The organism is Halomicrococcus gelatinilyticus, assembly GCA_024227995.1.
In the GTDB taxonomy this organism is placed as follows: domain Archaea; phylum Halobacteriota; class Halobacteria; order Halobacteriales; family Haladaptataceae; genus Halomicrococcus; species Halomicrococcus gelatinilyticus.
The window spans coordinates 1,239,482-1,261,735 of record CP100465.1 but is presented as its reverse complement, the minus strand read 5'-3'; the positions used below and the strand labels follow the sequence as shown (position 1 = coordinate 1,261,735).

Annotated in this window: 20 protein-coding genes; 11 read left to right on the top strand and 9 right to left on the bottom strand. The window is 65.6% G+C overall.

All coding sequences use genetic code 11. The features are described 5' to 3' along the window. Positions 1 to 68 precede the first annotated feature (68 nt). Complete coding sequence (locus tag NKT36_RS06735) at positions 69 to 1,082, top strand: type II glyceraldehyde-3-phosphate dehydrogenase (protein ID WP_327053190.1); 1,014 nt, start codon at positions 69 to 71, stop codon at positions 1,080 to 1,082. Between the two features lie 122 nt (positions 1,083 to 1,204). Beyond that, complete coding sequence (locus NKT36_RS06730) at positions 1,205 to 1,597, top strand: Hsp20/alpha crystallin family protein (protein WP_327053189.1); 393 nt, start codon at positions 1,205 to 1,207, stop codon at positions 1,595 to 1,597. Between the two features lie 16 nt (positions 1,598 to 1,613). Here the strand turns inward: NKT36_RS06730 and NKT36_RS06725 are convergent, their stop codons facing one another. Continuing rightward, on the bottom strand, positions 1,614 to 2,483 hold the full coding sequence (locus tag NKT36_RS06725) for an ATP-grasp domain-containing protein (RefSeq protein WP_327053188.1): 870 nt from the start codon (positions 2,481 to 2,483) through the stop codon (positions 1,614 to 1,616). Between the two features lie 106 nt (positions 2,484 to 2,589). Here NKT36_RS06725 and NKT36_RS06720 point away from each other — a divergent pair, with 106 nt between their 5' ends. Then, positions 2,590 to 4,737 carry an outer membrane protein assembly factor BamB family protein gene (locus tag NKT36_RS06720; RefSeq protein ID WP_327053187.1) on the top strand — a complete coding sequence of 716 codons (2,148 nt, stop codon included), beginning with the start codon at positions 2,590 to 2,592 and terminating at the stop codon, positions 4,735 to 4,737. A 51-nt stretch (positions 4,738 to 4,788) separates the two neighbouring features. Here the strand turns inward: NKT36_RS06720 and NKT36_RS06715 are convergent, their stop codons facing one another. Then, entirely contained in the window at positions 4,789 to 5,319 is a 531-nt protein-coding gene (locus NKT36_RS06715; protein ID WP_327053186.1) for a 50S ribosomal protein L16, read from the bottom strand. A 95-nt stretch (positions 5,320 to 5,414) separates the two neighbouring features. After that, positions 5,415 to 6,029: a metal-dependent hydrolase gene (locus tag NKT36_RS06710; RefSeq protein ID WP_327053185.1), complete on the bottom strand. Its 615-nt coding sequence runs from the start codon at positions 6,027 to 6,029 to the stop codon at positions 5,415 to 5,417. Positions 6,030 to 6,210: 181 nt separating this feature from the next. On the opposite strand from NKT36_RS06710, the gene NKT36_RS06705 reads away from it, so the two are divergent. From NKT36_RS06705 to NKT36_RS06690, 4 genes are all read left to right on the top strand, one after another. After that, complete coding sequence (locus NKT36_RS06705; RefSeq protein ID WP_327053184.1) at positions 6,211 to 7,971, top strand: 2-oxoacid:acceptor oxidoreductase subunit alpha; 1,761 nt, start codon at positions 6,211 to 6,213, stop codon at positions 7,969 to 7,971. Beyond that, complete coding sequence (locus NKT36_RS06700; RefSeq protein WP_327053183.1) at positions 7,968 to 8,831, top strand: 2-oxoacid:ferredoxin oxidoreductase subunit beta; 864 nt, start codon at positions 7,968 to 7,970, stop codon at positions 8,829 to 8,831. The genes NKT36_RS06705 and NKT36_RS06700 overlap by 4 nt, the downstream gene beginning before the upstream one ends. Positions 8,832 to 10,123: 1,292 nt before the next feature. Continuing rightward, entirely contained in the window at positions 10,124 to 13,444 is a 3,321-nt protein-coding gene (locus NKT36_RS06695) for a hypothetical protein (protein WP_327053182.1), read from the top strand. Between the two features lie 185 nt (positions 13,445 to 13,629). Next, positions 13,630 to 14,619 carry a PQQ-binding-like beta-propeller repeat protein gene (locus NKT36_RS06690; protein ID WP_327053181.1) on the top strand — a complete coding sequence of 330 codons (990 nt, stop codon included), beginning with the start codon at positions 13,630 to 13,632 and terminating at the stop codon, positions 14,617 to 14,619. A 119-nt stretch (positions 14,620 to 14,738) separates the two neighbouring features. Here NKT36_RS06690 and NKT36_RS06685 read toward each other — a convergent pair whose 3' ends face one another. Continuing rightward, positions 14,739 to 15,485: a hypothetical protein gene (locus tag NKT36_RS06685; RefSeq protein ID WP_327053180.1), complete on the bottom strand. Its 747-nt coding sequence runs from the start codon at positions 15,483 to 15,485 to the stop codon at positions 14,739 to 14,741. A gap of 260 nt (positions 15,486 to 15,745) precedes the next feature. Here NKT36_RS06685 and NKT36_RS06680 point away from each other — a divergent pair, with 260 nt between their 5' ends. Then, positions 15,746 to 15,937 carry a hypothetical protein gene (locus tag NKT36_RS06680; protein WP_327053179.1) on the top strand — a complete coding sequence of 64 codons (192 nt, stop codon included), beginning with the start codon at positions 15,746 to 15,748 and terminating at the stop codon, positions 15,935 to 15,937. Next, a complete protein-coding gene (locus NKT36_RS06675) occupies positions 15,934 to 17,166 on the top strand; it encodes a digeranylgeranylglycerophospholipid reductase (protein WP_327053178.1) in 1,233 nt (410 codons plus the stop codon). Before NKT36_RS06680 ends, NKT36_RS06675 begins: the two co-directional genes overlap by 4 nt. Positions 17,167 to 17,183: 17 nt before the next feature. Here the strand turns inward: NKT36_RS06675 and NKT36_RS06670 are convergent, their stop codons facing one another. The 5 genes from NKT36_RS06670 to NKT36_RS06650 form a co-directional block, all read right to left on the bottom strand. Further along, positions 17,184 to 17,417: a hypothetical protein gene (locus NKT36_RS06670; RefSeq protein WP_327053177.1), complete on the bottom strand. Its 234-nt coding sequence runs from the start codon at positions 17,415 to 17,417 to the stop codon at positions 17,184 to 17,186. After that, positions 17,417 to 18,214, bottom strand: a complete 798-nt coding sequence (locus tag NKT36_RS06665) for a M48 family metallopeptidase (protein WP_407652204.1) — start codon at positions 18,212 to 18,214, stop codon at positions 17,417 to 17,419. The genes NKT36_RS06670 and NKT36_RS06665 overlap by 1 nt, the downstream gene beginning before the upstream one ends. Before the next feature lie 84 nt (positions 18,215 to 18,298). Beyond that, positions 18,299 to 19,042 (bottom strand): 4-phosphopantoate--beta-alanine ligase, encoded by a 744-nt coding sequence (locus NKT36_RS06660; protein ID WP_327053175.1) that lies wholly within the window; start codon positions 19,040 to 19,042, stop codon positions 18,299 to 18,301. Positions 19,043 to 19,165: 123 nt separating this feature from the next. After that, on the bottom strand, positions 19,166 to 19,999 hold the full coding sequence (locus NKT36_RS06655; RefSeq protein WP_327053174.1) for a pantoate kinase: 834 nt from the start codon (positions 19,997 to 19,999) through the stop codon (positions 19,166 to 19,168). Positions 20,000 to 20,068: 69 nt separating this feature from the next. Then, on the bottom strand, positions 20,069 to 20,716 hold the full coding sequence (locus NKT36_RS06650) for a hypothetical protein (protein WP_327053173.1): 648 nt from the start codon (positions 20,714 to 20,716) through the stop codon (positions 20,069 to 20,071). A gap of 133 nt (positions 20,717 to 20,849) precedes the next feature. Between NKT36_RS06650 and NKT36_RS06645 the strand changes: the two genes are divergently transcribed. Together NKT36_RS06645 and NKT36_RS06640 are read left to right on the top strand one after the other, a co-directional pair. Next, complete coding sequence (locus tag NKT36_RS06645) at positions 20,850 to 21,395, top strand: helix-turn-helix transcriptional regulator (protein WP_327053172.1); 546 nt, start codon at positions 20,850 to 20,852, stop codon at positions 21,393 to 21,395. A 164-nt stretch (positions 21,396 to 21,559) separates the two neighbouring features. Beyond that, positions 21,560 to 22,168 carry a hypothetical protein gene (locus NKT36_RS06640; protein ID WP_327053171.1) on the top strand — a complete coding sequence of 203 codons (609 nt, stop codon included), beginning with the start codon at positions 21,560 to 21,562 and terminating at the stop codon, positions 22,166 to 22,168. The last annotated feature ends 86 nt before the right edge of the window (positions 22,169 to 22,254 follow it).

Below are 22,254 nucleotides of genomic sequence, written 5' to 3'. Positions count from 1 at the left end.
ACCGGATTGTTTTCCACGAATCCCCCTCGAAACCGTTTTGAGTGCGGGCGTCGGAGCGGCAGGTGTACATGCTTCAGGTCGCCATCAACGGCTACGGGACCATCGGCAAGCGAGTCGCCGACGCCGTACGCGCCCAACCGGACATGGAGGTCGTCGGCGTCGCGAAGACGCGGCCGAACTTCGAGGCCGAGCAGGCCGTCGAGAACGGGTACCCCCTCTACGCCGCCATCGAGGAGCGCGCCGACAAGTTCGACGCCGCCGGCATCGACCTCGCCGGCATGGTCGACGAGCTCGTCGACGCCGCCGACGTCGTCGTCGACGCCTGTCCCTCCGGCGTCGGCGCGGACAACAGGTCCCTCTACGAGGAGTACGACACCCCCGCGCTGTACCAGGGTGGCGAGGACGCCGACGTCGCCGACGTCAGCTTCAACGCCCGCTCGAACTTCGAGGACGCCGTCGACGCCGACCACGTCCGCGTCGTCTCCTGCAACACGACGGGTCTCTCGCGCCTCGTCGCTCCGCTCCGCGAGGAGTACGGCGTCGAGAAGGTCCGCGCGACGCTGGTCCGGCGCGGCGGCGACCCCGCCCAGACCGGTCGCGGCCCCATCAACGACATCCTGCCGAACCCGGTCTCGCTGCCCTCCCACCACGGCCCCGACGTCAACACCATCTTCCCCGACCTCGCCATCGACACGCTCGGGCTGAAGGTGCCCGCGACGCTGATGCACATGCACAGCGTCAACGTCACGCTCGAGACCGAGACGGACGCCGCGGCCGTCCGCGACCTGCTCGAAGAGCAGTCCCGCACGTTCGTCATCCCCGAGCACTTCGACATCGACGGCGCGGGCAAACTGAAGGAACTCGCCCAGGACGTCGGCCGCCCGCGCGGCGACATCTGGGAGAACGCCATCTGGGGCGAGTCCATCACGACCGAGGGGAAGGACCTCTACCTGTTCCAGGCCATCCACCAGGAGAGCGACGTCGTTCCCGAGAACGTCGACGCCATCCGCGCCGTGACGAACGCCGCCGACGCCCGCGAGAGCATCGAACGCACGAACAGCGCGATGGGCATGGGCATCTAGCCCGGCCGTCCTCTCCGTTCGCCGCGCGCACCAGTCGGGGTCGTCCGGGCCGCGGCGGACAGAACCCGGCGCGTTCCCGTCCCGTCCAAAACCTTTTCCCCCTCAGTTGCCTATCATCTCCTATGCGCAGAGACGACCGCGACGACCCGTTCGACGACCTCTTCCGCGAGATAGAGCGCATGATGAACGAGATGATGGGTGGCAACGTCGACATGCGCGTCGACACCGAGGGCACGACCGGGTTCGGCGCGGACACGCACGTCGACATCCACGAGGACGACGACGTCGTGCGGGTCATCGCCGACCTGCCGGGCGTCGAGAAGGACGGCATCGACCTCAAGTGCGACGGCGAGTACCTGACCATCAGCGCCTCCAGCGACCACCGCGAGTACGACGAGCGCATCACGCTCCCGACGCGCGTCGACGAGCGCTCGGCCAACGCCACCTACAACAACGGCATCCTCGAGGTGACCTTCGAGAAGAGCGACGAGTCCGCCGACATCAGCGTCGAGTAGTCCTCGCGCCGGTCCGCTACGCGGGTCGCGCCGTCCGGATCAGTTCGGCGAGTCTGTCGTAGAACCCTTCTTCGTACTTCGTCTCGGCGTCGATGGTCGGTCGTGCGTTCGTCTCGTTGACCACGACGCGGTCGCCGGTGTCGAGCAGGTCGACCCCGAGGAACGGCACGTCGAGCACCGCCGCGACCTGCTCGACGAGCGTCCGCATCTCTGCCGGCAGGTCGACCCCCCGCGCCTCGGCCCCGCGATGGACGTTGTGCTTCCACCGTCCCGCTTCCTGTGCGTCCGCGGAGAGACGTCGCTCGACGGCACCGACGTACTCGCCGTCGACGACCATCGCGCGGTAGTCGCTCGCGCCGGGGAGGTACTCCTGGACGAGAAAGGACTTGTCGCCGGTCGCGCGGTAGTCGTGGACGAGGTCGAGGTAGTCGGTGACGCCGAGGAAGGAGTCGAGGTCGTCGACGCGCGTCACGCCCGCACCACGCGTCGTCGAGTTCGGCTTCACGACGACCGGCCCGTCGAACCGCTCGAACGCCGCCCGCAGTTGCTCGTCGTCGACCGGGTTCGAGACCAGCACCGTGTCCGGCACCGGGAGGTCTTCCCGGCCGAGCGCCGCGACGACGCCGGCCTTGTTCCGCGAGGTGAGTACGGCCTCGCGGTCGTTGACCCACGGCACGTCCAGCAGCGCGTCGACAGCCCCGCCCTCCATCGCTCGCGAGGGGTAGACGAACCCCGCGTCGAACTCGTCGGGGCCCCACGGCGGGTCCGCGAGGTCGATGGTCCGCGCCTCCATCGGCACGTGGTGAGCCGCGATACCGCGCTCCGCGAGCGGGTCGCGCATCCGCTCGAACGTCTCCTCGCCGTACGCGACCGCCAGGTCGAACATCGACCGTGGATTGTGAGCGCGCGATGAAAAACCTCCCCCTCGGAACTTCTCGTGGCCACCGCCACACATCATCAAGTATAACTGACGTTTCACGGATGGTACGGATATGGCTTCCCCGCCTTCCAGCCTCTCCAGACGCGGCTTTCTCGCCGGCACGGGAACGCTCGGCGCGGCAACGTCGGTCGGCCGCGCCGCGACGACGACCCCAGCGAGCGACGCGTCGAGGCCGGACTGGTCGCTCGACGCCCCGGACGCGGAGAACTTCGAACCGGAACTGACCGCGGACGGGTCGGTGTATGCGTTCGCCCGAACCGACGCGAAGGGAACGGGCCCCGCCGAACGGTCGCTGCTCGCGGTCGACGCCGCGACCGGCGAGCGGCGGTGGTCGTACGATCTTCCGTCCATCGTCCTGGGACCGATCCTCGTTGACGGGACGCTGTACGTCAGCGCCGTCGACTCGGTCGACGACGACCGACCCGAGTGGCGCTTGATCGCCATCGACGCCGTGACCGGTGACCGGTCCTGGCGTACGATGCTGACCAACGACTTCGTCCCGCTCCCCGCTGTCGAGCCCGGGACAGTGTTGCTCACCCGCAAGTCCGGACTCGTCGCGCTGGACGCCGAGTCGGGTGGCCGGAAATGGACGTTCCGCGAACCGCGTGACGCGTTCGGACGGTCTGTAATCGTCGGATCGATGGCGTACGTCGGCGCAGCGAACGGTGTCTTCGCCGTCTTGACGGACGACGGGACGAAGCAGTGGCAATCCGACTCCTGGGAATCGCAGCGACCGGCCGTGCTGGCGGCCGACGACGATTACGTCTACTGCGCGGACGAGGAGAGTGTGTTCGCGCTCGTTGCCGGCGACGGCGAGATCGCGTGGTCGCACCCCTTCTCCGGGTATCCGCGGACCCTGCTCGACGACGGAACGCTGTACTGCTGGACCGACGAGACACTCCACGCAGTCGACGTCGGCGGCGGCACGGTGCGCTGGACGTACGACGAACCGGGCGGAATCGGCACCGGACTGACCCTCGCGGACGGCGCGCTGTTCGCCACCGTCGACGACGACCCACCCCGCGACGAGTTCCACGTCGTGAACGTCGACGACGGGTCCCAGCGGTGGTCGATGGACCTCCCCGGGTCTCCTACCGGCCGGTCGTGGGGCGGCGTGCACGACGGTGTCGCGTACGTCGTCGAGCGGGACGGGCTGGTCGCACGGGACGCCGCCGACGGCACCGAGCGGTGGACGTTCGAGACGGACGAGCGCCCGCACGGGGCGGCGTTCGGCGACGACACCCTCGTCTTCGGGACGGAGGCGTCGCTGTACGGCTTCGACCTGGCGGAGTCGGGACTCGCCTCGCTCGCCGATGACGCCACGACGTTTCTCGGGTCGACGGCCGGCCTCGCGCTGTCGGGACTGGTGGTCGGCACCGGCGCGCTGGCGGCCTACCGGCGGCTGAACGACGACGCGGACGACCATGTGGACGGCGACTCGCCCGCGGACGAACAGATGAGCGACGGCGAGTCCGCCGACGCCGACGCGACCGACGACGAACCGGAACCCGAGTTCGGTCGCCTGGAACGCCTCGACAGCGACGCCGTCACCGAGACGTACCGCGTCCGCGAGCGCACCCCGGACGGCTCCCGCGTCGTCGTCGAGACGCGCCTGACGGACCCCGCCCTCGCGGAGCCGTTCCGGGCGTCGGTCGCGCGGTGGGCGCACCTCGACGACAGGGACGGCGTCGTCCCCGTCCTCGACCACGACGACGAGCGGGTCGTGGCCCCGGTCCTCGACGGCTCGCTCGCCGACGCCGACCGCCCGTTCGAGGACCGCGTCCACGCGCTCTCGGACGCGAACCTGACGGTCCACCGGGCGCACGACGACGGCATCCTCCACGGCGGCGTCACGCCGTCGGCGATACGACTCGACGGCGACGACGCGCTCGTCGGCGACTGGGAACTGGGGGCCGCGCTCGTCGACCACCGCGAACCGTCGCCGTTCGACGCCCCCGAGCAGCGCAACGGCTCCGGGACGGTCGACGAGCGGACGGACGTGTATCGGCTGGGTGCGACGGCCGCGGCGGTCCTCGACGTGGATGCGGTCGACGACGTGACGGACGCGAGTGCAAGTTCGGAGCGCTCAGACGACCTGGAGCGGGTGCTCGCCACGGCGACGGCGACGGACCCGGCCGACCGCTACGGGTCGGTCGTGAAGTTCGACGACATGCTGCGGTGGGCGGCGCTGCGCTCCTGAGACCGGGCGACGCGACTGGAGAACAGAGAACGACGGGAAAAGTGGGCCGCGTTAGCTGATGAGCTTCGCTTCGCCGCGCTCGACCTTGATGCGGCACGGCGGTGAGATCTTGTTGTACGCGCGGCGGAACGCTTCCTTGACTTCCTCGGCGTCCTCGACCTCGCACCACGCGGTGAACAGGCGTTCGCCGTTCTGGATGCGTGCGGCAGTGCCGACGATCTTCCCGAACGCCTGGCGCATCCCGTCGGAGACACGGTCCGCACCCGCGCCGGTCGCCTGCTTGTTCTCCCGGATGACGTGGTGGGGGAACTTGCGCAGGATCATCTTGTAGTTCTCCTGACCGAGCTCCTTGAGGAGGTGGCGGTTGGCCGAGAGGCGGGAGGCCTCCATCGAGCCGTGGCGGATCTGGCACTCCTCCTCGAGGATGAGCGAGATCTGGACGGGGTAGTCGTCCTCGTCGCGCTCGACGTTCCCCATCTTGTGCTGTGCGATCTTCGAGCCCGGGATGCCCGTGATGTACTCACGTCGCGTGTACGCGGGCTTGCTAATCTCCCGGTACATGGAGGCGGGTTTGTCCGACATGGTTACTACTGGGGTCTGAGGCCCAGAGGACGAATAAACCCTTCGAACCGGAGCGGCGACGGCGGCCTGCACGCGGCCGCGATTTCCCGCTGCTCCTACCGCGCCAGGTCCGAGACGAACCGCTCCGGAACGTACGCCAGCGCGGACTCCGGAACCCTGGCGACCAGCCACTCCGCGACCACGACGAGGCGCTTCCGGAGCAGGGCGTAGACGCCCGAGACGAGGACGGCGGCCAGCACGAGCGTCTGGACGACGCCGTCGTGGAGCGCGACCGCGGGCGCGGCCAGCACGAGCGCCAGCGCGAAGTCCTCGGGCGCGCCGTCGTACCGGACCCACCGCCGGGGTGGGACCCACCGGCCGCGGTAGTGGTCGTACACCGCTCGCTCGGACTCGCCGCGCCACGGCTTCAGCTCCAGCCCGCCGCCCAACGCGTCCGAGACGGCGTGGAGCGCGGCGGCGAGCAGGAAGACGGCGAGCGCGACGCTCCACGTCGCGGGCGTCAGCACGGCGACGCCGAGCGCCACGAGCGCGGCCGCCGTGTAGTACACCGGGAAGTGCAGCGTTCGCCGGTGGCCGGCGTAGAGGTCGAGGTCGGGGAACACGCCGCCGGCGAGCCCCGCCAGCACCGCCGCCGGCGCGAACTCCGGCGCGACCAGCAGTGCGACGCTTCCCAGCAGTGCCCCGGCGAGGGCGTGCGTCGTCGCCATCATTGCGTCCCTCGCTACGTAGCGTTCACTGAAAGCGCTGTCGAGTGTAGCCAACGGGTAGCACACCGCAGTCAGGCTGGACGCGCGTCCACCGGACCCCGGGCTTGCACTGGCAAAGACCGGGAACGACGCCACGTACTGGCTTCAGAAGGCTTTTGATTTGTCACCGGGAATCCTTTGCACGATGCCGAAAGACCTGAACTGGGCCATCGGCGGCGAAGCCGGCGATGGAATCGATTCAACCGGGAAAATCTTCGCGCAAGCTCTCTCGCGCGCGGGTCGACACGTCTTCACGTCGAAGGACTTCGCGTCCCGCATCCGTGGAGGGTACACCGCGTACAAGATCCGTTCCTCGACGGACCGCGTCGAGAGCGTCGTCGACCGACTGGACATCCTCGTCGCGCTCACCGAACGGACCATCGACGAGAACATGGACGAGCTCCACGAGGGGAGCGTCATCATCTACGACGGTGAGCGCACCGAGATGGAGGACGTCGAGGTACCCGAGGGGATGATCGGGCTCGACGTGCCGCTGAAGCGCCTCGCCGAGGAGGCCGGCGGTGCCATCATGCAGAACATCGTCGCGCTGGGTGCGGCCTGCGAGGCGACCAACTTCCCCATCGAGAACCTCGACAGCGCGCTGGAGAAGAAGTTCGGGGCGAAGGGCGAGTCCATCGTCGAGAACAACAAGACCGCGGCCCGCAAGGGCCAGGAGTACGTCCAGGAGAACTTCGACTACGAGTTCGACTACGACATCGACACGACCGACAACGACTACGTCCTGCTGAACGGCGACGAGGCCATCGGCATGGGTGCCATCGCCGCCGGCTGCCGGTTCTACTCCGGCTACCCCATCACCCCCGCGACCGACGTGATGGAGTACCTGACGGGCCGCATCGAGCAGTTCGGCGGCGAAGTCGTGCAGGCCGAGGACGAACTGTCGGCCATCAACATGGCGCTCGGCGCGGCGCGCGCCGGCGCTCGCGCGATGACCGCCACCTCCGGGCCGGGCATCGACCTGATGACCGAGACGTTCGGACTCGTCGCCCAGAGCGAGACGCCGCTGGTCATCGCCGACGTGATGCGTTCCGGTCCCTCGACCGGGATGCCGACCAAGCAGGAGCAGGGCGACCTGAACATGACGCTGTACGGCGGTCACGGCGAGGTCCCGCGGTTCGTCCTCGCGCCGACCACCATCAGCGAGTGCTTCCACAAGACCGTCGAGGCGTTCAACCTCGCCGAGAAGTACCAGATCCCCGTCTTCCTGCTCGCGGACCTCTCGATGGCCGTCACCGAGCAGACGTTCGAACCCGAGGAGTTCGACATGGACGCCGTCGAGATCGACCGCGGCAAGGTCGTCGACGAGGACGAGGTCGACTCGTGGACGGACGAGCAGGGCCGTTTCCAGCCCCACTTCCCGACCGCCGACGGCATCAGCCCCCGGGCGTTCCCCGGCACGACCGACGGCGCGCACATGTCGACCGGCCTCGAACACAACGCGCTCGGTCGCCGGACCGAGGACACCGAGGTCCGCGTCGAACAGGTCGAGAAGCGCAACCAGAAGGTCGAGACCGCGAAGGAGCGCGAGGCGTTCGAGCCGCGCGAGTTCGGCGACGAGGACGCGGACAACCTCGTCATCTCGTGGGGGTCGAACGAGGGCGCGATGAACGAGGCGCTCGCCTTCCTCGAGGAGGACGGCGTCGACGTGCGGTTCCTCTCGGTGCCGTACATCTTCCCGCGCCCCGACCTCTCCGACGAGATCGAGGCGGCCGACGAGGTCGTCGTCGTCGAGTGTAACGAGACCGGGCAGTTCGCGAACCTGCTCGAACGCGACGCGCTTACGCGTCTCAAGCGCGTCAACAAGTACAACGGCGTCAGGTTCAAGGCCGACGAACTCGCCGAGGAAATCGAGGACGCGCTCCAGCAGGAGGAGGTCACAGCATGAGCTCAGACGTACGATTCACCGACTTCAAGTCGGACAAGCAGCCGACGTGGTGCCCCGGATGTGGGGACTTCGGCACGATGAACGGCATGATGAAAGCCCTCGCGGAGACGGGGAACGACCCCGACAACACGTTCGTCGTGGCTGGCATCGGATGTTCCGGCAAGATCGGGACGTTCATGCACAGCTACGCGCTCCACGGGGTCCACGGCCGCGCGCTCCCCGTCGGGACGGGCGTCAAGCTCGCCAACCCCGACCTCGAAGTGATGGTCGCGGGCGGCGACGGCGACGGCTACTCCATCGGCGCGGGTCACTTCGTCCACGCCGTCCGCCGGAACGTCGACATGACCTACGTCGTCATGGACAACCGCATCTACGGCCTGACGAAGGGGCAGGCCTCCCCGACCTCGCGCGAGGACTTCGAGACGAGCACGACGCCCGAGGGCCCTCAGCAGCCCCCGGTCAACCCGCTCGCGCTCGCGCTGTCGGCCGGCGGCACCTTCATCGCCCAGTCGTTCTCGACGGACGCCCAGCGTCACGCCGAGATCGTCCAGCAGGCCATCGAGCACGACGGCTTCGGCTTCGTCAACGTGTTCTCGCCCTGCGTCACGTTCAACGACGTCGACACCTACGACTACTTCCGCGACTCCATCGTCGACCTCGCCGACGAGGACCACGACGCGAGCGACCGCGACGCGGCCAAGGACAAGATCCTCGACGCGGACAAGGAGTACCAGGGCGTCATCTACCAGGACGAGGGGAGCGTCCCCTACTCCGAACTCCACGGCCTCGACAGCAACATGGCCGACATCCCGGACGGCGCGCCCGAGGGCGCGATGGACCTCGTCCGCGAGTTCTACTGACGCTGCGGTCCCGTCTTTCTTCGTTTTCGCAGACCGACGAGGGTGGCGTATCGGTGGAAGTGGTTACTAGCCCTCGTTCTCGACTCCCACTCTTTTCATTCTCAATTATAATAATATACGATATGTTCTTCAGTTTGTATTTATGATGGGTTCACATGAGCTCGACGCAAAATCGAATCTTCGCCCTTTTCTTCGCGGTACTTCTCATCGTGACTCCGATTAGTTCGGCTTCAACGGTTTCAGAATCCGTTGCCGACGATACTACGGACGAGAACTCTCTTCTCGAAAGTGGAGAGAAGTTACTGACCTTCCTCCTCGGAAATGGAGACAAGGGCAACGAACAAGCAAACGGCCACACTGACGACGGAAAAGGGAACGGGAAACCCACTGCCGGAAGCAAGCAGACGACAGATAAACACCAATCGGATGACAAGCGTGGGTCTAACAAGGGGCAGGGGAATCAGCAAACCGGACCACGCGGGACGACTACGCAACAGTCAACGAGCGTTCGGACGTCTCAGTCGACAGCGACGACCGCTCCAGTGACAACGACCGAAACAACGCCTCCTGCGACCTCGACCGAACAGCAGCCAACAGGACGACAGGACCGGGGAAACGGCGAACGCTCGACTCACGACCGTGGTCGTGACGAACGAACTACACATGGGCAGGCCGAAAACGGAGATAACCGGCAGACAAACAACGGGAACCGTGGCGACCAGGGTCAGTCTGACCGCTCGCGGAACGAAGCGACCCCCAGCGAGCAAGATCGGTCGGACCAGTCCCAGAGCAACCGTGCCACCCATCAACGCGGAACTGATAACGAGCGCGGGCAGTCCGAACGCGATGGAAATAATGGTAACCGAGAAACGGACACCGTCAAAACTGACGATACCTCCCAATCGGATGATCAAAATTCGGTCAGTCGAGATCGACGCGACTTCGGCCGGTCGAGAGCAAACGGACCAGTACGCACAGGTCTTCCCAAGTTACGCCAGAACGGGCCATCGGCCGTCGTCGAAACAGGGCCGGCGACGTTCGACGCTCTGAACGAAAGCATCGAACTCTCCCCGACCGCCAGTGCGCACGACCACCGCGCGGCGGCACGAAATCTCTTGCAGGACGCTCGCTTGAATCCGGGTAAGGGCGACAGTAGTGGACTGAAACGACGACTACTGCGGGAGTTGGACGGGACGCAAGAGACACTACTGGACGGGAACCGAACGACGTCCGCTGCCACGTTCCGATCTGACAAACGAGTCGTCGCACCACTGGCCAGGCGCGCTCCGAACGTGACAGTCCACGTGGTCGCGGCCGACGAGATCCATGCGCAGACCGGCATCGCTGACGCAAAGCGGGTTGCCGACGTCTTGCGTGAACGCAACGTCTCGTTCGACGAGACCGCAGTTCGAGAGAACATCAGTGCGGCGCGTGAGGCCTACCAGCGGGCTGAACGCATCCGAGAGCACTCTCAGGCAGGAGCAATCGAACAGTATCGGCAGGCGTGGACCTCCGCACAGCGCGCACTCGACATCATGGACGAGGCGACCACGCCGAACGTGACGGTCGAAACTCGACGCGACGTTCCACGCGAAGAAATCAAGAACCACTCGGTAGCAGGATCGGTCTTCGACGTGCGACCCTACGAACTGACCGCGACCGTCCGCTGGTCGAACCGGACTCGCAACGTGTCGCTTGCGTCCTCGACCGTTCCGGGCACGACGGCGACGTTCAACACGAGCGTTCGTCTCGACCCTCTCAGTTTCAACGACTCTACTATTCAGCGGATCAACCTGTCCGCGTTCGACCCTGGCGTCGACGTTGCCGACAGCGGCTACGACGAGTCCGACCAGGAGGATATCCACGGTCCACAGCGAGGGACTGACGTCGTTCGCATGGACGGCGACGGGTTGCCCGACACGTACGAGCGGAGGGTGACCGGAACCGACCCGACGAACGCCGACAGCGACTCGAACCGGACGAATGTCTCCGAGGCCGGTGACGGCCGGCTGGACGGCCTGGAGGACTTCGACAACGACGGTGCCATCACCTTCCGCGAGTACAGGTTGGGACTGGATCCCTTCGACTCCGACACCGACGGCGACGAGTTGACCGACGGATTCGAACTCCAGTACGTCAGCCTCGACCCGACGACGAACGACACTGACACCGACGGCGTCCTCGACGGGCAGGAGGACTTCGACGACGACGGTCTCACCAACATAGAGGAGGTAGACGCGAAGACGAAACTCGTCTACAACGACACTGACGGTGACGGGCTCTCGGACGGCGCGGAGGTGAACGAGTACGGAACTGCTCCGACTCAGTCTGACACCGACGACGACGGCCTTCCCGACCCCAATGAACTGGAACTCGGAACCAACCCGCTCGTCGCCGACACCGACGGCGATGGCATCCTCGACGGCAACGAGACGTTCACCACGGAGAAGACGGACGAGGAAACCGGCGTCACGGTCAACATGACGGGCGATGGGAACGTCGCAAACGGCGTCGCCGTCGAGCAAGTTTCGAACGACACCACGAACGAAATGCGGAAATCCGGCGTGATGCATCTTACCAGCCAACAGACGTTCGACAACGCGTCGGTGTCGGTCCCTCTCGGAGACTCCGTCGACGTCGCCGACAACAATCTCACGATCGTCAAATGGGACCCCGTCGACAACGAGTCCATCCACACGGTCGAGACAGCGATAGATTCCGAAAACCGAACCGCATCGACGACCGTCAGTGGGTTCTCGTACTTCATGGTCGTGGATTACGAGGAATGGCGCGAGACGCAAGTAGCGACGATTCAGCAGAAGTGGCCAGTCTACGAGGGGTTCTCGGACCTGGACGGGTGGAGCGGCGACGGTCGGATCGAGGAAACCGAGACCGAGGGCAATGTGCTCGTCGTCTCGCATGACTCCAGTAGCGACGGTGGCGATGATGGCGGCGGCGATGACGGCGGCGACGACGGTGGCGATGATGGCGGCGGCGATGACGGTGGTGATGACAGTGACGATGACGACGATACCGACTCACCACCTACCTGTACGTATTCGACGCAGGATGTCGGAATGGCTATCGATCAGGACCTCTGTATCAAAACGACCACTTTCCACAGTGAGGGCAGTCTGGATACCGCGTCGCGTGCAAGTCGGTCAGTCCGTTTCCACTATGCTTCGGAGATAACGCTTAAATTGCGTGTGAAAGGCGAAGCATCTGGTTCTGACTCGGCGGCGAAGGTCGTCGTGAACGGTACTACCACACAGGAGACGGCGTTCAGCGTCACGTCTGGTTCGAAAGGGTGGACGACCAAGAAGGTCGACCTCTCATCGTTCGCTGGCGGGACGGCTTCTATCGAAGTCATGGCTGAGGAAGACGCGACTGTCAAGGTTTCCAGTATCCGCATCACGCAGGACGACGGGGACGGTATTCCCACTAGCATCGAACGGAGGGCGAGCAAGTTAGAGAGACCAGTGTGCCGAATGAAGAACGGCGAGCATACGTGCAAATGGCGAGACCTCAACCTTGACCCATACGCTACCGACACCGACGGTGACGGACTTACCGACATGCAGGAAGTTTCGTTTGAGAAGCGCTTTGTGAAAGGTACAAGTGGAAATCTGATTAGAAAGGTGGAAGTGGAAAAATATTATTCACATCCAAACTCCACGAACACGGACGGTGTCGGACTCGACGACAGCGAAGAATACTATTCGAATCCGCGCAGCAAGGCCAGGGTGCCAGAGACGCTATCCGCAGGTTACTCGGTGGCGACGTTTACGAGAGACGGCGATCCCGTGAAAGCCGACAAACTGGATGAGAGTGAGTACTTCCCATCAAGCTACTTGGCAGTGAGTCCGTCCTCATCAGGCAGTGGCAGTGGCCTTGAGGGTCTTAACGCCAACGTCGGAACGGTAACGGTGGATGCTACAGTTTATCTACAAACAAATAAGTATGGTGAAAGGTTACTAGAACAGTCGGACGTGGAAGCAGTGCTGACGTTAACATCTCCTGATGGGATGGAGTCAAAAATTATAGATGATGGGGAAGTTGTAGAACAAAAGAAAGTAGTGGTGAGTAAGGGTCAGAAGACGGTGCCGTTCACCGTCACAGTGGACCAATCCACAGGCGATGCTATCCTTCCGACGATGGAGCACTTCGGCAAGTTCAAACTGGAACTTCGTGGCGTGGAGAATACAGCGTTCGCACGTCCTGAACGGGACGGTCTAGGCGAGACGCCCGAGGTGAGTCAGCGGTACACCGTGCCAGCGGCGGTGATGTTGGATTCGACGAAGTACATGCTGAAGACGACCAAGAGAGTTTATTCAAATGGTATCGCTATCGCCGGTGCAGCAGGTAAAGGGGAGCTCGTAATCAAGAACGGAGGAACCGCAGATGAGGCAGTTCGAGTCGCGCTGTACGAGTTCGTGAAGGGCGAAACAATCCCAATTGACCCTAACTCGCCGGGCGAATCGATACTGACGAGTGCGGCGACAGAGGGCATCACAATGTTCCAAAGTCAAATTAAGAACACTAAGGAGCAACAACTGGACGAAATAGATGCGGAAGTCGACCCAGGCGGTCAGATGATAATTCGGAGAAATTAACAATGCATGGACAACGATGTAGTCGTCGCCACTTGCTTGCTTCACTTGCAGCCGGGGTTGCAACTGCCGGTTGCCTCGGCTCCATATCCACCGCGGGTTATGCCGGTCGCTGGCCGGGCCAGGGATACGACAGCACCAATTCGGGGTACAACCCCGACGCGTCCGGTCCCGGCAGCGATGCCGCGGTGCGCTGGACGCTCGACCGCGACGTCTTCACGTTCCCGGCGGTCGCCGACGGTCGGCTCTACCTCGGTGACGAGCACGGCACCGTCTTCGCGCTCGGGGTGGCCGACGGCGAAGAGCAGTGGGCGTTCGAAACCGATGACTGGGTGTACTCTGCACCGGCCGTAAGCGACGGGACGGTCTACGTCGCGAGCAGTGACGGTAACCTGTACGCGCTCGACGCCCAGACTGGTGATAAACGGTGGCGACAGCAACCAGCGATGGGATCCTCGCCGACGGTAGTCGACGGAACGGTCTACATCGTCGATTGGGGTGGAAACGTCCACGCGCTCGACGCCGAGACGGGGAAGAAACGCTGGCGCTTCAAGGGCTTGGACGAAGCCCCCTACGCTCCCGCTGTCACGGACGGGACGGTCTACGCTCTCAGCACTCGCCGCTATCTCTACGCACTGGACGCCGAGACCGGCGACGAACGATGGCGATTCGACATCGGGGAACACGATGGTGGCATTCGAAAGGGCGACTGGCGATACATCGCTCGCGCGGCCACCACTGCGGGACCGACCGTCGCGGACGGGACGGTGTTCTTCGGGTCCGACGACGGCAACCTGTACGCGGTCGACGCCGAGACCGGTGACTTGCGGTGGCGATTCGACACCGGCGCTTGGGTACGGTCGGCTCCCGCCGCCGTCGACGGAACGGTGTACTTCGGCAGCCAGGACGAAAACGTGTACGCGCTGGACACCGCAACAGGTGAGAAACAGTGGGCGTTCGATACGAGTTGGCTCGTGAACTGCAATCCGGCAATTGCAGACGGAACGCTCTACGTGGGTAACCGTGGCAGCAACGTGTACGCACTCGATCTTGACCGCGGAACGAAGCAGTGGCAGCTATCCGTGGGCGACGAAACGCACCTCGATACGGGCGTCGTCGTTGCCGGTGAAAGCCTCTACGCCGCGAGTGGAAAGGTGATCGCCGTCGGACCGGAGTGAGCGACGGTCGAACCTCCGGAAACTCTTCGAGCCGTCAGTTTCCGGACGTCTCTCGGGGGCGTGTACGTAACCGAGACCGCCATCGAATGTTACGGACGCTCGACGAGACGGTGCCCGAACTACTCTGCGGGCGTGTACCGCATGAGGTCGCCGACTAGCTCCCACGCCGAGAATCCGATCGCGTCCGGTCGCTCGACGGTGGTCGTTCCGACCTCGTTGAACCTAATCTTCACTGTTCCCGTTTCGCCGTCGTATCGCCCTACCTGGACCGCCTTCCGGAGGTTTCCGCTCCGCTTGTCGATGTGGAAACGCGTGTATCCCGGCACGTCAGTACCACTCGTCGTCGTATCGTTGATCCGGATGACGACCTGCGTCGCGGTTTCGTCGACGATCGCGCCTTCCGCCCGTCTAATCGACGAGACGTTGAACGGGTGGAGCTTGTCCGCTGTCGGGTACGCGTAGTTCGACGGGAACGATATATGCGTCTTTCTGAGCAGCTGCCAGCCATCGCCGCTCGTCCAAATCCACGCTGTCGCGTCGTTGGCGTACAGTTTCATACCGTCGACCCCGAACAAATTGTCCACGACGTACTCCGCGTCAGAATGTTCGACTCGGGTTTCGATGGATTTCGAACTACTGTTCGTTCCAGATTCGTTGGGTGACGCGATGAACTTGGAGCTGTAGTCCATATGCTCGAGCTTCGTGACTGACGTCGCGACGACGTCCGACGGCGGGTCCGAGAAGTCGACGTCGGGGGGCTGGCTCGCCTGGGTAAGCCGGGGGTCGACGACCTGGAACGTCGCCGCTATCGCGAAGAAGACGTATATTGCGAGTGTTGCGATAACGACGACGTGGCTTACTCTCATCGAACAGGTTTCAGTTCCTACCTAACAGTAATAATATCTTTGGTAGATGTCATCTTTACCTTCGCTATCTGGGGTCGCTACCAGCGCGACCGCGTCGGAACGCCGAACCTTTGCCCGCCCATACTCGTCCGCGGAGGAGGTGTCTGTCCGGGCCAGATTTCACCGCCGCGTCGAGTTGCGACCAACGAACAACGACTTAATTCCGTCCTCAAAGCGTTTGCGCCCGTTTTTTATGATATGACCGGCAACACAGTGTAGAGATGACTGCGGAACCACGCGACGTCGCCGCCGTACCCCACGAACCCGCCGGGTTCGCCGCGGCGGCGACGGCCGGCGAGTGCGTCGACGCCTGCGATGGCCGCGCCAGTGGCGCGGCGGTCGTCCGGGCGGTCGCCACTGCCGGGCTTGCGAACGCAACCGACGACGACCGACCAGGGGGGAGCGGGCGATGACCGACCACTTCGACGTCGTCGTCGCAGGCGCCGGGCCCGCCGGTGCCCAGTGTGCGCGCGACCTGGCCCAGCGGGGCTACGACGTCGTCGTCCTCGAAGCGGAGTCCGAGGACGAGTTCCCGCGCCAGAGCAACAAGTCGACCGCCGGGACGTTCCCGTCGATGATGGGGTCGTTCGGCATCCCGGACGACGTCGTGATGCAGTACACCGACAGCGTCGTCCTCGAATCGCCGAACGAGCACTACCGCCAGTCCCAGCCGGGTGCGGTCCTGGAGTTCGCCGACTTCAAGCGCTACCTGGTCCGCGACGGCCGCGAGAAGGGTGCGGAATACTGGTTCGACGCCCGCGTCGCCAACCCCGTCATGGAGGACGGCGAGGTCGTCGGCGTGCAGTACGCCGGTGACCAGGAGGTGTACGCCGACATCGTCGTCGACGCCACCGGGCCGAGCGCGCCGCTCGCGAAGAAGCTCGGCGTGAGCGACCTCAAGCGCGACAAGCAGGCCATCGGCGTCGAGTACGAACTGGAGGGCATCGACATGGCCCACGAGGACTTCGCGGATCTCCGGGACGCGATGATGCTCCGCCTCGACCACGACATCGCGCCCGGCGGCTACTCGTGGATCTTCCACACCGGCGAAGACACCGCGAAGGTCGGCGTCTGCTACATCAAGAACCAGACCCACAAGGACAAGGCCCGCGACGGCATGGGCATCGACGACTACCTAAAGCACTGGCTCGACACCGACCCACGGTTCGCGGACGCCGAGCGCATCGAGGGGGAACACCACCGCGGATCCGCCCACATCCAGATGCCCGACGGCCTGAGTACGGACAACTTCATGGCCGTCGGCGACACCGTCCCGACCGTCGACCCGCTCTGGGGCGAGGGCATCCACAAGGGGATGCAGTCCGGTCGCGCTGCGGCCATCACCGCCGACCGCTGTTTCACGCCCGAGGAGCCTGACACGTCGGCCGAGAGCATGGCCATCTACGACGACCTCTGGCACGACCGCGTCGCGCCGCAGATGCGGACCCGCCTGCTGATGACTCAGCTCCTCTATCTCGCGTCGAACGAACGCTACGACACGCTGATGCGCGACCTCGACCGCATGAACATGGAGACGCTGAGCGACGCGAACGCCGGCAACCTGCTCTCCATCGCGAAACTGCTGCACGTCGGCGACGCCCCGCTGCTGGCGCGGTTCCTCCGCGAGCGCCTCAGCGAGTGACGCCGCGTCCGCTCTATCTAGCCGAGCACGGTCGCCGCGAAGTAGAGGCCACCTGCGAGGAAGACGACGCCCAGCACCTGGACCAGCCGTCGCCAGCGCTCGGGCGTCGCCGCCCCGGTGCCGTACTCGCCGCCGCGGTCGTCCGGGAGACGGCCCGCGGTCTGGACGCGGATTACGGCGTCCGGGAACGCGACCAGCGCGAGACCGAGCGCGACCCCGAGGACGCCGGCCAGGAGGGTTCGGACGTCCATCAGCTACGGAGCCGCTCGATGCGCTTCTCGACCGGCGGGTGGGTCGCGACCAGCCGTTCGAGCCCGCGCTCCTCGCCGAAGATGCACAGGGCGTTCACCTGTGCGTCGACCTCCGTCTCGCGAGTGCGCTGGCTCCCCCGCTGGATCTTCTCCAGCGCGCGGGCCAGCGGTTCCCCGCCGCCGACCTTCTCGGCGGCGTCGCTGTCGGCGACGTACTCGCGGTAGCGCGAGATGGCGAAGACGAAGATGAGGACGAGGAACTGGGTTATCTGACCGACGACGATGGCGAGGAAGAAGTCCGCGATGTCGTTGTCGCCGGTCAGCAGGACCGCCCACTGGGCGACGATGGCGACGATGGAGGCGACCCCCTGACCGAGCACCATCATCACGACGTCCCGGTTGCTGATGTGCGCGAGCTCGTGGGCGAGGACGCCCTCGAGTTCGTCCGGGTCGAGCAACTGGAGCAGTTCCTCCGAGACGACGACCGTTCCCGCGCCCTTCCGGCCGACGGCGAAGGCGTTCGGCACGCCCATCCGGGCGACCATCAGTCGCGGTTTGTCGATGCCCATGTCGTCCGCGAGCGCCTCGACGCGGCGATGGACGTCGCCGTAGCGGTCCTTCGGCAGTTCCTCGGCACCGACGCTCCTGAGCGCGGCCCACTTGCCGATCTTGTACTGGACGCCGACGAAGCCGACGGTGGCGACCAGCACGAGCGCGAGCGGCCAGCCGAACACGCCCATCACGACGACGGCGGCGACGGCGTAGAACGCGAACAGTACCGCCCCGACGATTGCCATGCGAGCTTTCAGACCGAGATGACGCATGGATAATGGTTCGTAATCGCGACGGAAAAAATCGATGGAACTGCCGCACCGACGCCCTCAGTCGTCGTCGAGCGTCCGTAGCGCCCGTTCCGCGGCGGCCAGCGCCTCGTCGGGGTCGAACTCCTCGACGATGCGTTCCAGTTCGGCCGCTGGCGCGTCGGCCAGGTCGCGGGCGTGCTCGGTGACGTTCGGGATCGCGCGCATCACGTTGTCGACGACGGGGATGGCGGCGGCCTGCGGCGACCGCGACATCGGGTTGAGGTCGACGACGATCTCGGTCTTGCCCATCTCGGCCAGCGCCGCCGCGCGGTCGCCGTCCTCCAGCGGGACCAGCACGACGTCGGCGGCGTAGATGCCGTCGGCGTCCACCTTCGCCCGCTCGTGCTCCAGGCCCGGGATGCGTTCGTCCGCCGCGAGTCCCTTGACCTCCTCGGCCCCGTGCTCGCGGAGGTGGTCCGCGATGGCCTCGATGCGCTCCTCGGTCCGGTTGAACAGGTTCACCTCCAGGTCGGCCCCGGTTACGTCGGCGAGTTCGACCATCTCCGCTGGAACGAGCGCAGCCACGTTCCCGTTGACCGAGAGCACGGGGTGGTCGGCCAGCAGCAACTGCGCGGCCGCGGCGCGCTCGGCCGCATCGGCGCTCGGGAGCGTCCGCTCCCCCAGCAGGTAGTCGAACGCCTCGCCGCGCCCCTCGGCGATGAGGCCCTGCTTGCTCGTGATGCCCTTCTCGACGCCGTCCTCGATGCGGTGGCGCGTCCGCAGCGACTGCGCGCGCGGGTGGTCGTCGGGGATGTCGGTCATGCGTTTCACTCGGTCGTGAGGCGTCAAAAAGCAGTTCGTTTCCGCGCGACGCGCCCAGCGTCGTCCTCTGGCCGTCACTCCAGACGGAGTCTCCAGTCGTCTCCAGACCTCGTCCCCCGGCCGTCACTCGACCAGCGTCGCGCCGCCTGGGTGGACCTCGCAGGCGGTGGCGTCGTAGCCAGCGTCTGTCAGCCCGGTTCCGAGCGCGAACACCGTCTCGCCGAGCATCGCCATCGACGCCTGCCCGCCCTCGGCCTCCACGTCCTCGATGACCGCGCGCACGTCGTCGGTGAGGAGGTCGGCCTCCTCGGCGAACTCGCGGGAGAGGCGGACGAACTCGTCGAGCGTCGGTTCGGTCACCAGGTCGACGAGCGCGTTCACGCCCGCCTCCGAGAGGCGGTCGGTGTTGCCCGCCAGCACCTCGGCGGTCGAGAGTTCGCCGAGCGAGCAGTACTCCACGCGCGTCCGGGCCGGCACGCCGTCGAGGCGGTTGTACTCGGGCGCGCCCGGTTCGAGCCGTATCGGCACGCCGCCGCGCGACTGGGCGACGACGTCGCCGAGCCCCGTCCCCGCTGCCACCTCCGCGACGTGGGCGACGGTCACCAGTTCGTTCTCCGAGCGCCCGCAGTCGAACGCGTCGTTGGCGGCGAGCGCGGTGCCGAGCGCCAGCGCTCCCGAGACGCCGAACCCCGCGCCGACCGGGAGGTCCGTCTCCGCCGTGACGCGGGCGGTCACGTCGAGTTCGTCCAGCACGCGCCGCCCGGCCTCGACGGACGCGTACTCGCCGTCGAGTTCGATGCTCGTCTCCGCGGCCGGTTCGACCGTCACCGTGACGCCGTCCGACAGCGCCAGTCCCGCCCCGCGCGACCCCGCCCGCTCGGGGTCGTCGGCCTCGTGACTGCTGAAGAAGCCGGTCACGTGTCCCGGGACGAACGCCCGGCCGTCCTCGTCGCTCATACTCCCCGGTTTCAGTCGGGCCGGTATAACCCTTGCAATTCGGAGTCGCGGCGCGCGGTCGCCCGTGGTTCACCCGCTTATCTGCACGACGGTTCCCCGTTCCAGGTCCACGAACACGTCGTACGCCACCGTCCCGTCGGCCCGCCGTATCTCGACGGCCGCCTCGTCTTCGACGTACGACCGCTCGTCGGCGACCAGGACCGAGTCGTCGTCGGTCTCGACGCTGGCGTTCTCCATCTCCAGCGTGAACGTCGCCGTAGATCCGTTGGCGACCTCGACGACGCTGCTGGCGTTTCCGGGCGCTTTCACGTCGATCTCGACGGACTCACTCGCCTCGACCTTGCGGATGGGCTCGACCGCGAACCCGTAGTCGTCCATCTCGTCGAGGTGATTCTGGACCGTCTCGTTGCTCCGGACGACGTCGACCGCCCGCTCGCGTTCGTCGGCGGTCAGTGGCTGCGTCGTCCTCACCGTGAAACGGCCGTCGGTCTGTTCGATCTCGACTTCCTTCCCTTCGGTGAAGTTGTCGACGACCGTGACCTCCCGGTCGCCGTCCGAGAGCGTGACGCCGTCGCCGGTAACGTTGAACGTCGCGGCGGGGTCGGCATCCGTGACGGGCGCACCCACGCCCAGGGTGGTCCCGCCCCAGACCACGCCCGTCGCGAGCACCGCGAAACCGAACAGCGCGACGAACCGGGAGCGAAGGTCGTTCGTCATCGTGTACGTTTTGGGTGAAAGACCTCATCAATCTACGGCCGAAACGCGTTCCGAACGCGTTTCACGGGCGTTTCAGTGGCGTTCCGCGAATGTAAACCGACGGTCATTAAGGGCTGCCGTCGGACGCCCAACTATGGACGTGCGGGCCCTCCACCGCAAGCAACTCTTCGCAGCGGTCGTCTTCGTCGCCGCGATCATCGTCCTCGCGGTACAGTTGATCACCCCGTCCCCGGTCATGGTCTCCGTGGGCGAGAACGGGACGAAGGTGGCGGAGCTTGGCGGTTACTTCCGGTACAGCGACGTCGGCGTGATAACCGTCGCGGCGACCCTTCTCGGCGCGAGCGGGACGTACCTGCTGGTCGGCGGTCGCGCCCGTCCCGACGGCGGGACCGCAACCGGGACGGCCGCCGACACGCCGGAGCCCGTCCCCGAGTCCAGCGACGAACTGCTGGAGATGCGTCGCGAGGAGTGGGACGAGACGGCCGACCAGCTCGTCAACAACGAACGCCAGATCTACGAGGTCGTCCTGGACGCCGACGGCGTGCTGGCCCAGAACGAGATCGTCGAACAGACCGACCTCTCGAAGGCGACGGTGAGCCGCACGCTGGACAACCTGGAGAGCAAGAACCTCGTCGAGCGCAAGCGTCGTGGGATGGGGAACGTCGTCATGCTGCTGTAGCCGGAACGGTAGTTTCGAACGCTCCTTCCGCCCGTTACCAACGGGGATATATCCGGTCTTTCACGCGAGGTGTACCCGTCGCGGTCCGGACGGACCTTGCCGCTCGCGGACGGCGGTCCCCGTCGCTCCGCGGACGGCCCGTCCGGGTCGCGAAGAGTACGACCATGAAACGCACTGCCCTGATACTGTCCGTGTTCCTGGTGGCGTCGGCCCTCGGCGGAGGGTCGGTCGTCGCTGCGGACGCGGACGCAGACGACAGCACAGCACGCGAACAGCTCGACGGCGTCGACGTCGTCGACGAGAACGACGAACTGGACGACTCGCAGCTGGAGACGGTCCGGTCGGCCCTCGCCGAAGACGAGGACGCCATGGAGGCGCTCCGGGACCGCTTCGACGACCCCGAGTCGGTGACGCTCGCGGTCCACGGGGTCGACCCGTCCGGGCACGTCCATCTGGACGCGACGGCACCGGGCGCACATCCCGAGACTGCGGTCGTCGTCGACCTCGACGACGAGACGGTCGAGATAGAAGATGTCGAACTGGTTAGCGCTAGCGAGTCCGAGACCAGAAGCGTCGACGTCGTCCGTTCCGACGACGACGGGAACGTCACCTTCGTCACTGCCGACGAGACGACCGGATTGGACAACGTCAGCGTCCACCGCGTCGAAGACACCACGCAGGTCACCCTCGACGTGGTCGGTCAGCTCGACGCCGGAGAGAACCTGGTCACGGTCGCGAGCGACGCGTTCTCCGTCGCCATCGACGACGAATAGGCCCCGTTCCAAATCCCGCGCTCCGTCCGCAGTCTCCGGTTCCGTCCTCCGTTTCGGCCTTCCCGTCGCTTTCTTTTATCTCGCCC

Bases quoted from the DNA above. Each gene is read 5' to 3' on its own strand.
- NKT36_RS06735 (WP_327053190.1), top strand. From the start codon at position 69: ATGCTTCAGGTCGCCATCAACGGCTACGGGACCATCGGCAAGCGAGTC.
- NKT36_RS06730 (WP_327053189.1), top strand. From the start codon at position 1,205: ATGCGCAGAGACGACCGCGACGACCCGTTCGACGACCTCTTCCGCGAG.
- NKT36_RS06725 (WP_327053188.1), bottom strand. From the start codon at position 2,483: ATGTTCGACCTGGCGGTCGCGTACGGCGAGGAGACGTTCGAGCGGATG.
- NKT36_RS06720 (WP_327053187.1), top strand. From the start codon at position 2,590: ATGGCTTCCCCGCCTTCCAGCCTCTCCAGACGCGGCTTTCTCGCCGGC.
- NKT36_RS06715 (WP_327053186.1), bottom strand. From the start codon at position 5,319: ATGTCGGACAAACCCGCCTCCATGTACCGGGAGATTAGCAAGCCCGCG.
- NKT36_RS06710 (WP_327053185.1), bottom strand. From the start codon at position 6,029: ATGATGGCGACGACGCACGCCCTCGCCGGGGCACTGCTGGGAAGCGTC.
- NKT36_RS06705 (WP_327053184.1), top strand. From the start codon at position 6,211: ATGCCGAAAGACCTGAACTGGGCCATCGGCGGCGAAGCCGGCGATGGA.
- NKT36_RS06700 (WP_327053183.1), top strand. From the start codon at position 7,968: ATGAGCTCAGACGTACGATTCACCGACTTCAAGTCGGACAAGCAGCCG.
- NKT36_RS06685 (WP_327053180.1), bottom strand. From the start codon at position 15,485: ATGAGAGTAAGCCACGTCGTCGTTATCGCAACACTCGCAATATACGTC.
- NKT36_RS06680 (WP_327053179.1), top strand. From the start codon at position 15,746: ATGACTGCGGAACCACGCGACGTCGCCGCCGTACCCCACGAACCCGCC.
- NKT36_RS06675 (WP_327053178.1), top strand. From the start codon at position 15,934: ATGACCGACCACTTCGACGTCGTCGTCGCAGGCGCCGGGCCCGCCGGT.
- NKT36_RS06670 (WP_327053177.1), bottom strand. From the start codon at position 17,417: ATGGACGTCCGAACCCTCCTGGCCGGCGTCCTCGGGGTCGCGCTCGGT.
- NKT36_RS06665 (WP_407652204.1), bottom strand. From the start codon at position 18,214: ATGGCAATCGTCGGGGCGGTACTGTTCGCGTTCTACGCCGTCGCCGCC.
- NKT36_RS06660 (WP_327053175.1), bottom strand. From the start codon at position 19,042: ATGACCGACATCCCCGACGACCACCCGCGCGCGCAGTCGCTGCGGACG.
- NKT36_RS06655 (WP_327053174.1), bottom strand. From the start codon at position 19,999: ATGAGCGACGAGGACGGCCGGGCGTTCGTCCCGGGACACGTGACCGGC.
- NKT36_RS06650 (WP_327053173.1), bottom strand. From the start codon at position 20,716: ATGACGAACGACCTTCGCTCCCGGTTCGTCGCGCTGTTCGGTTTCGCG.
- NKT36_RS06645 (WP_327053172.1), top strand. From the start codon at position 20,850: ATGGACGTGCGGGCCCTCCACCGCAAGCAACTCTTCGCAGCGGTCGTC.
- NKT36_RS06640 (WP_327053171.1), top strand. From the start codon at position 21,560: ATGAAACGCACTGCCCTGATACTGTCCGTGTTCCTGGTGGCGTCGGCC.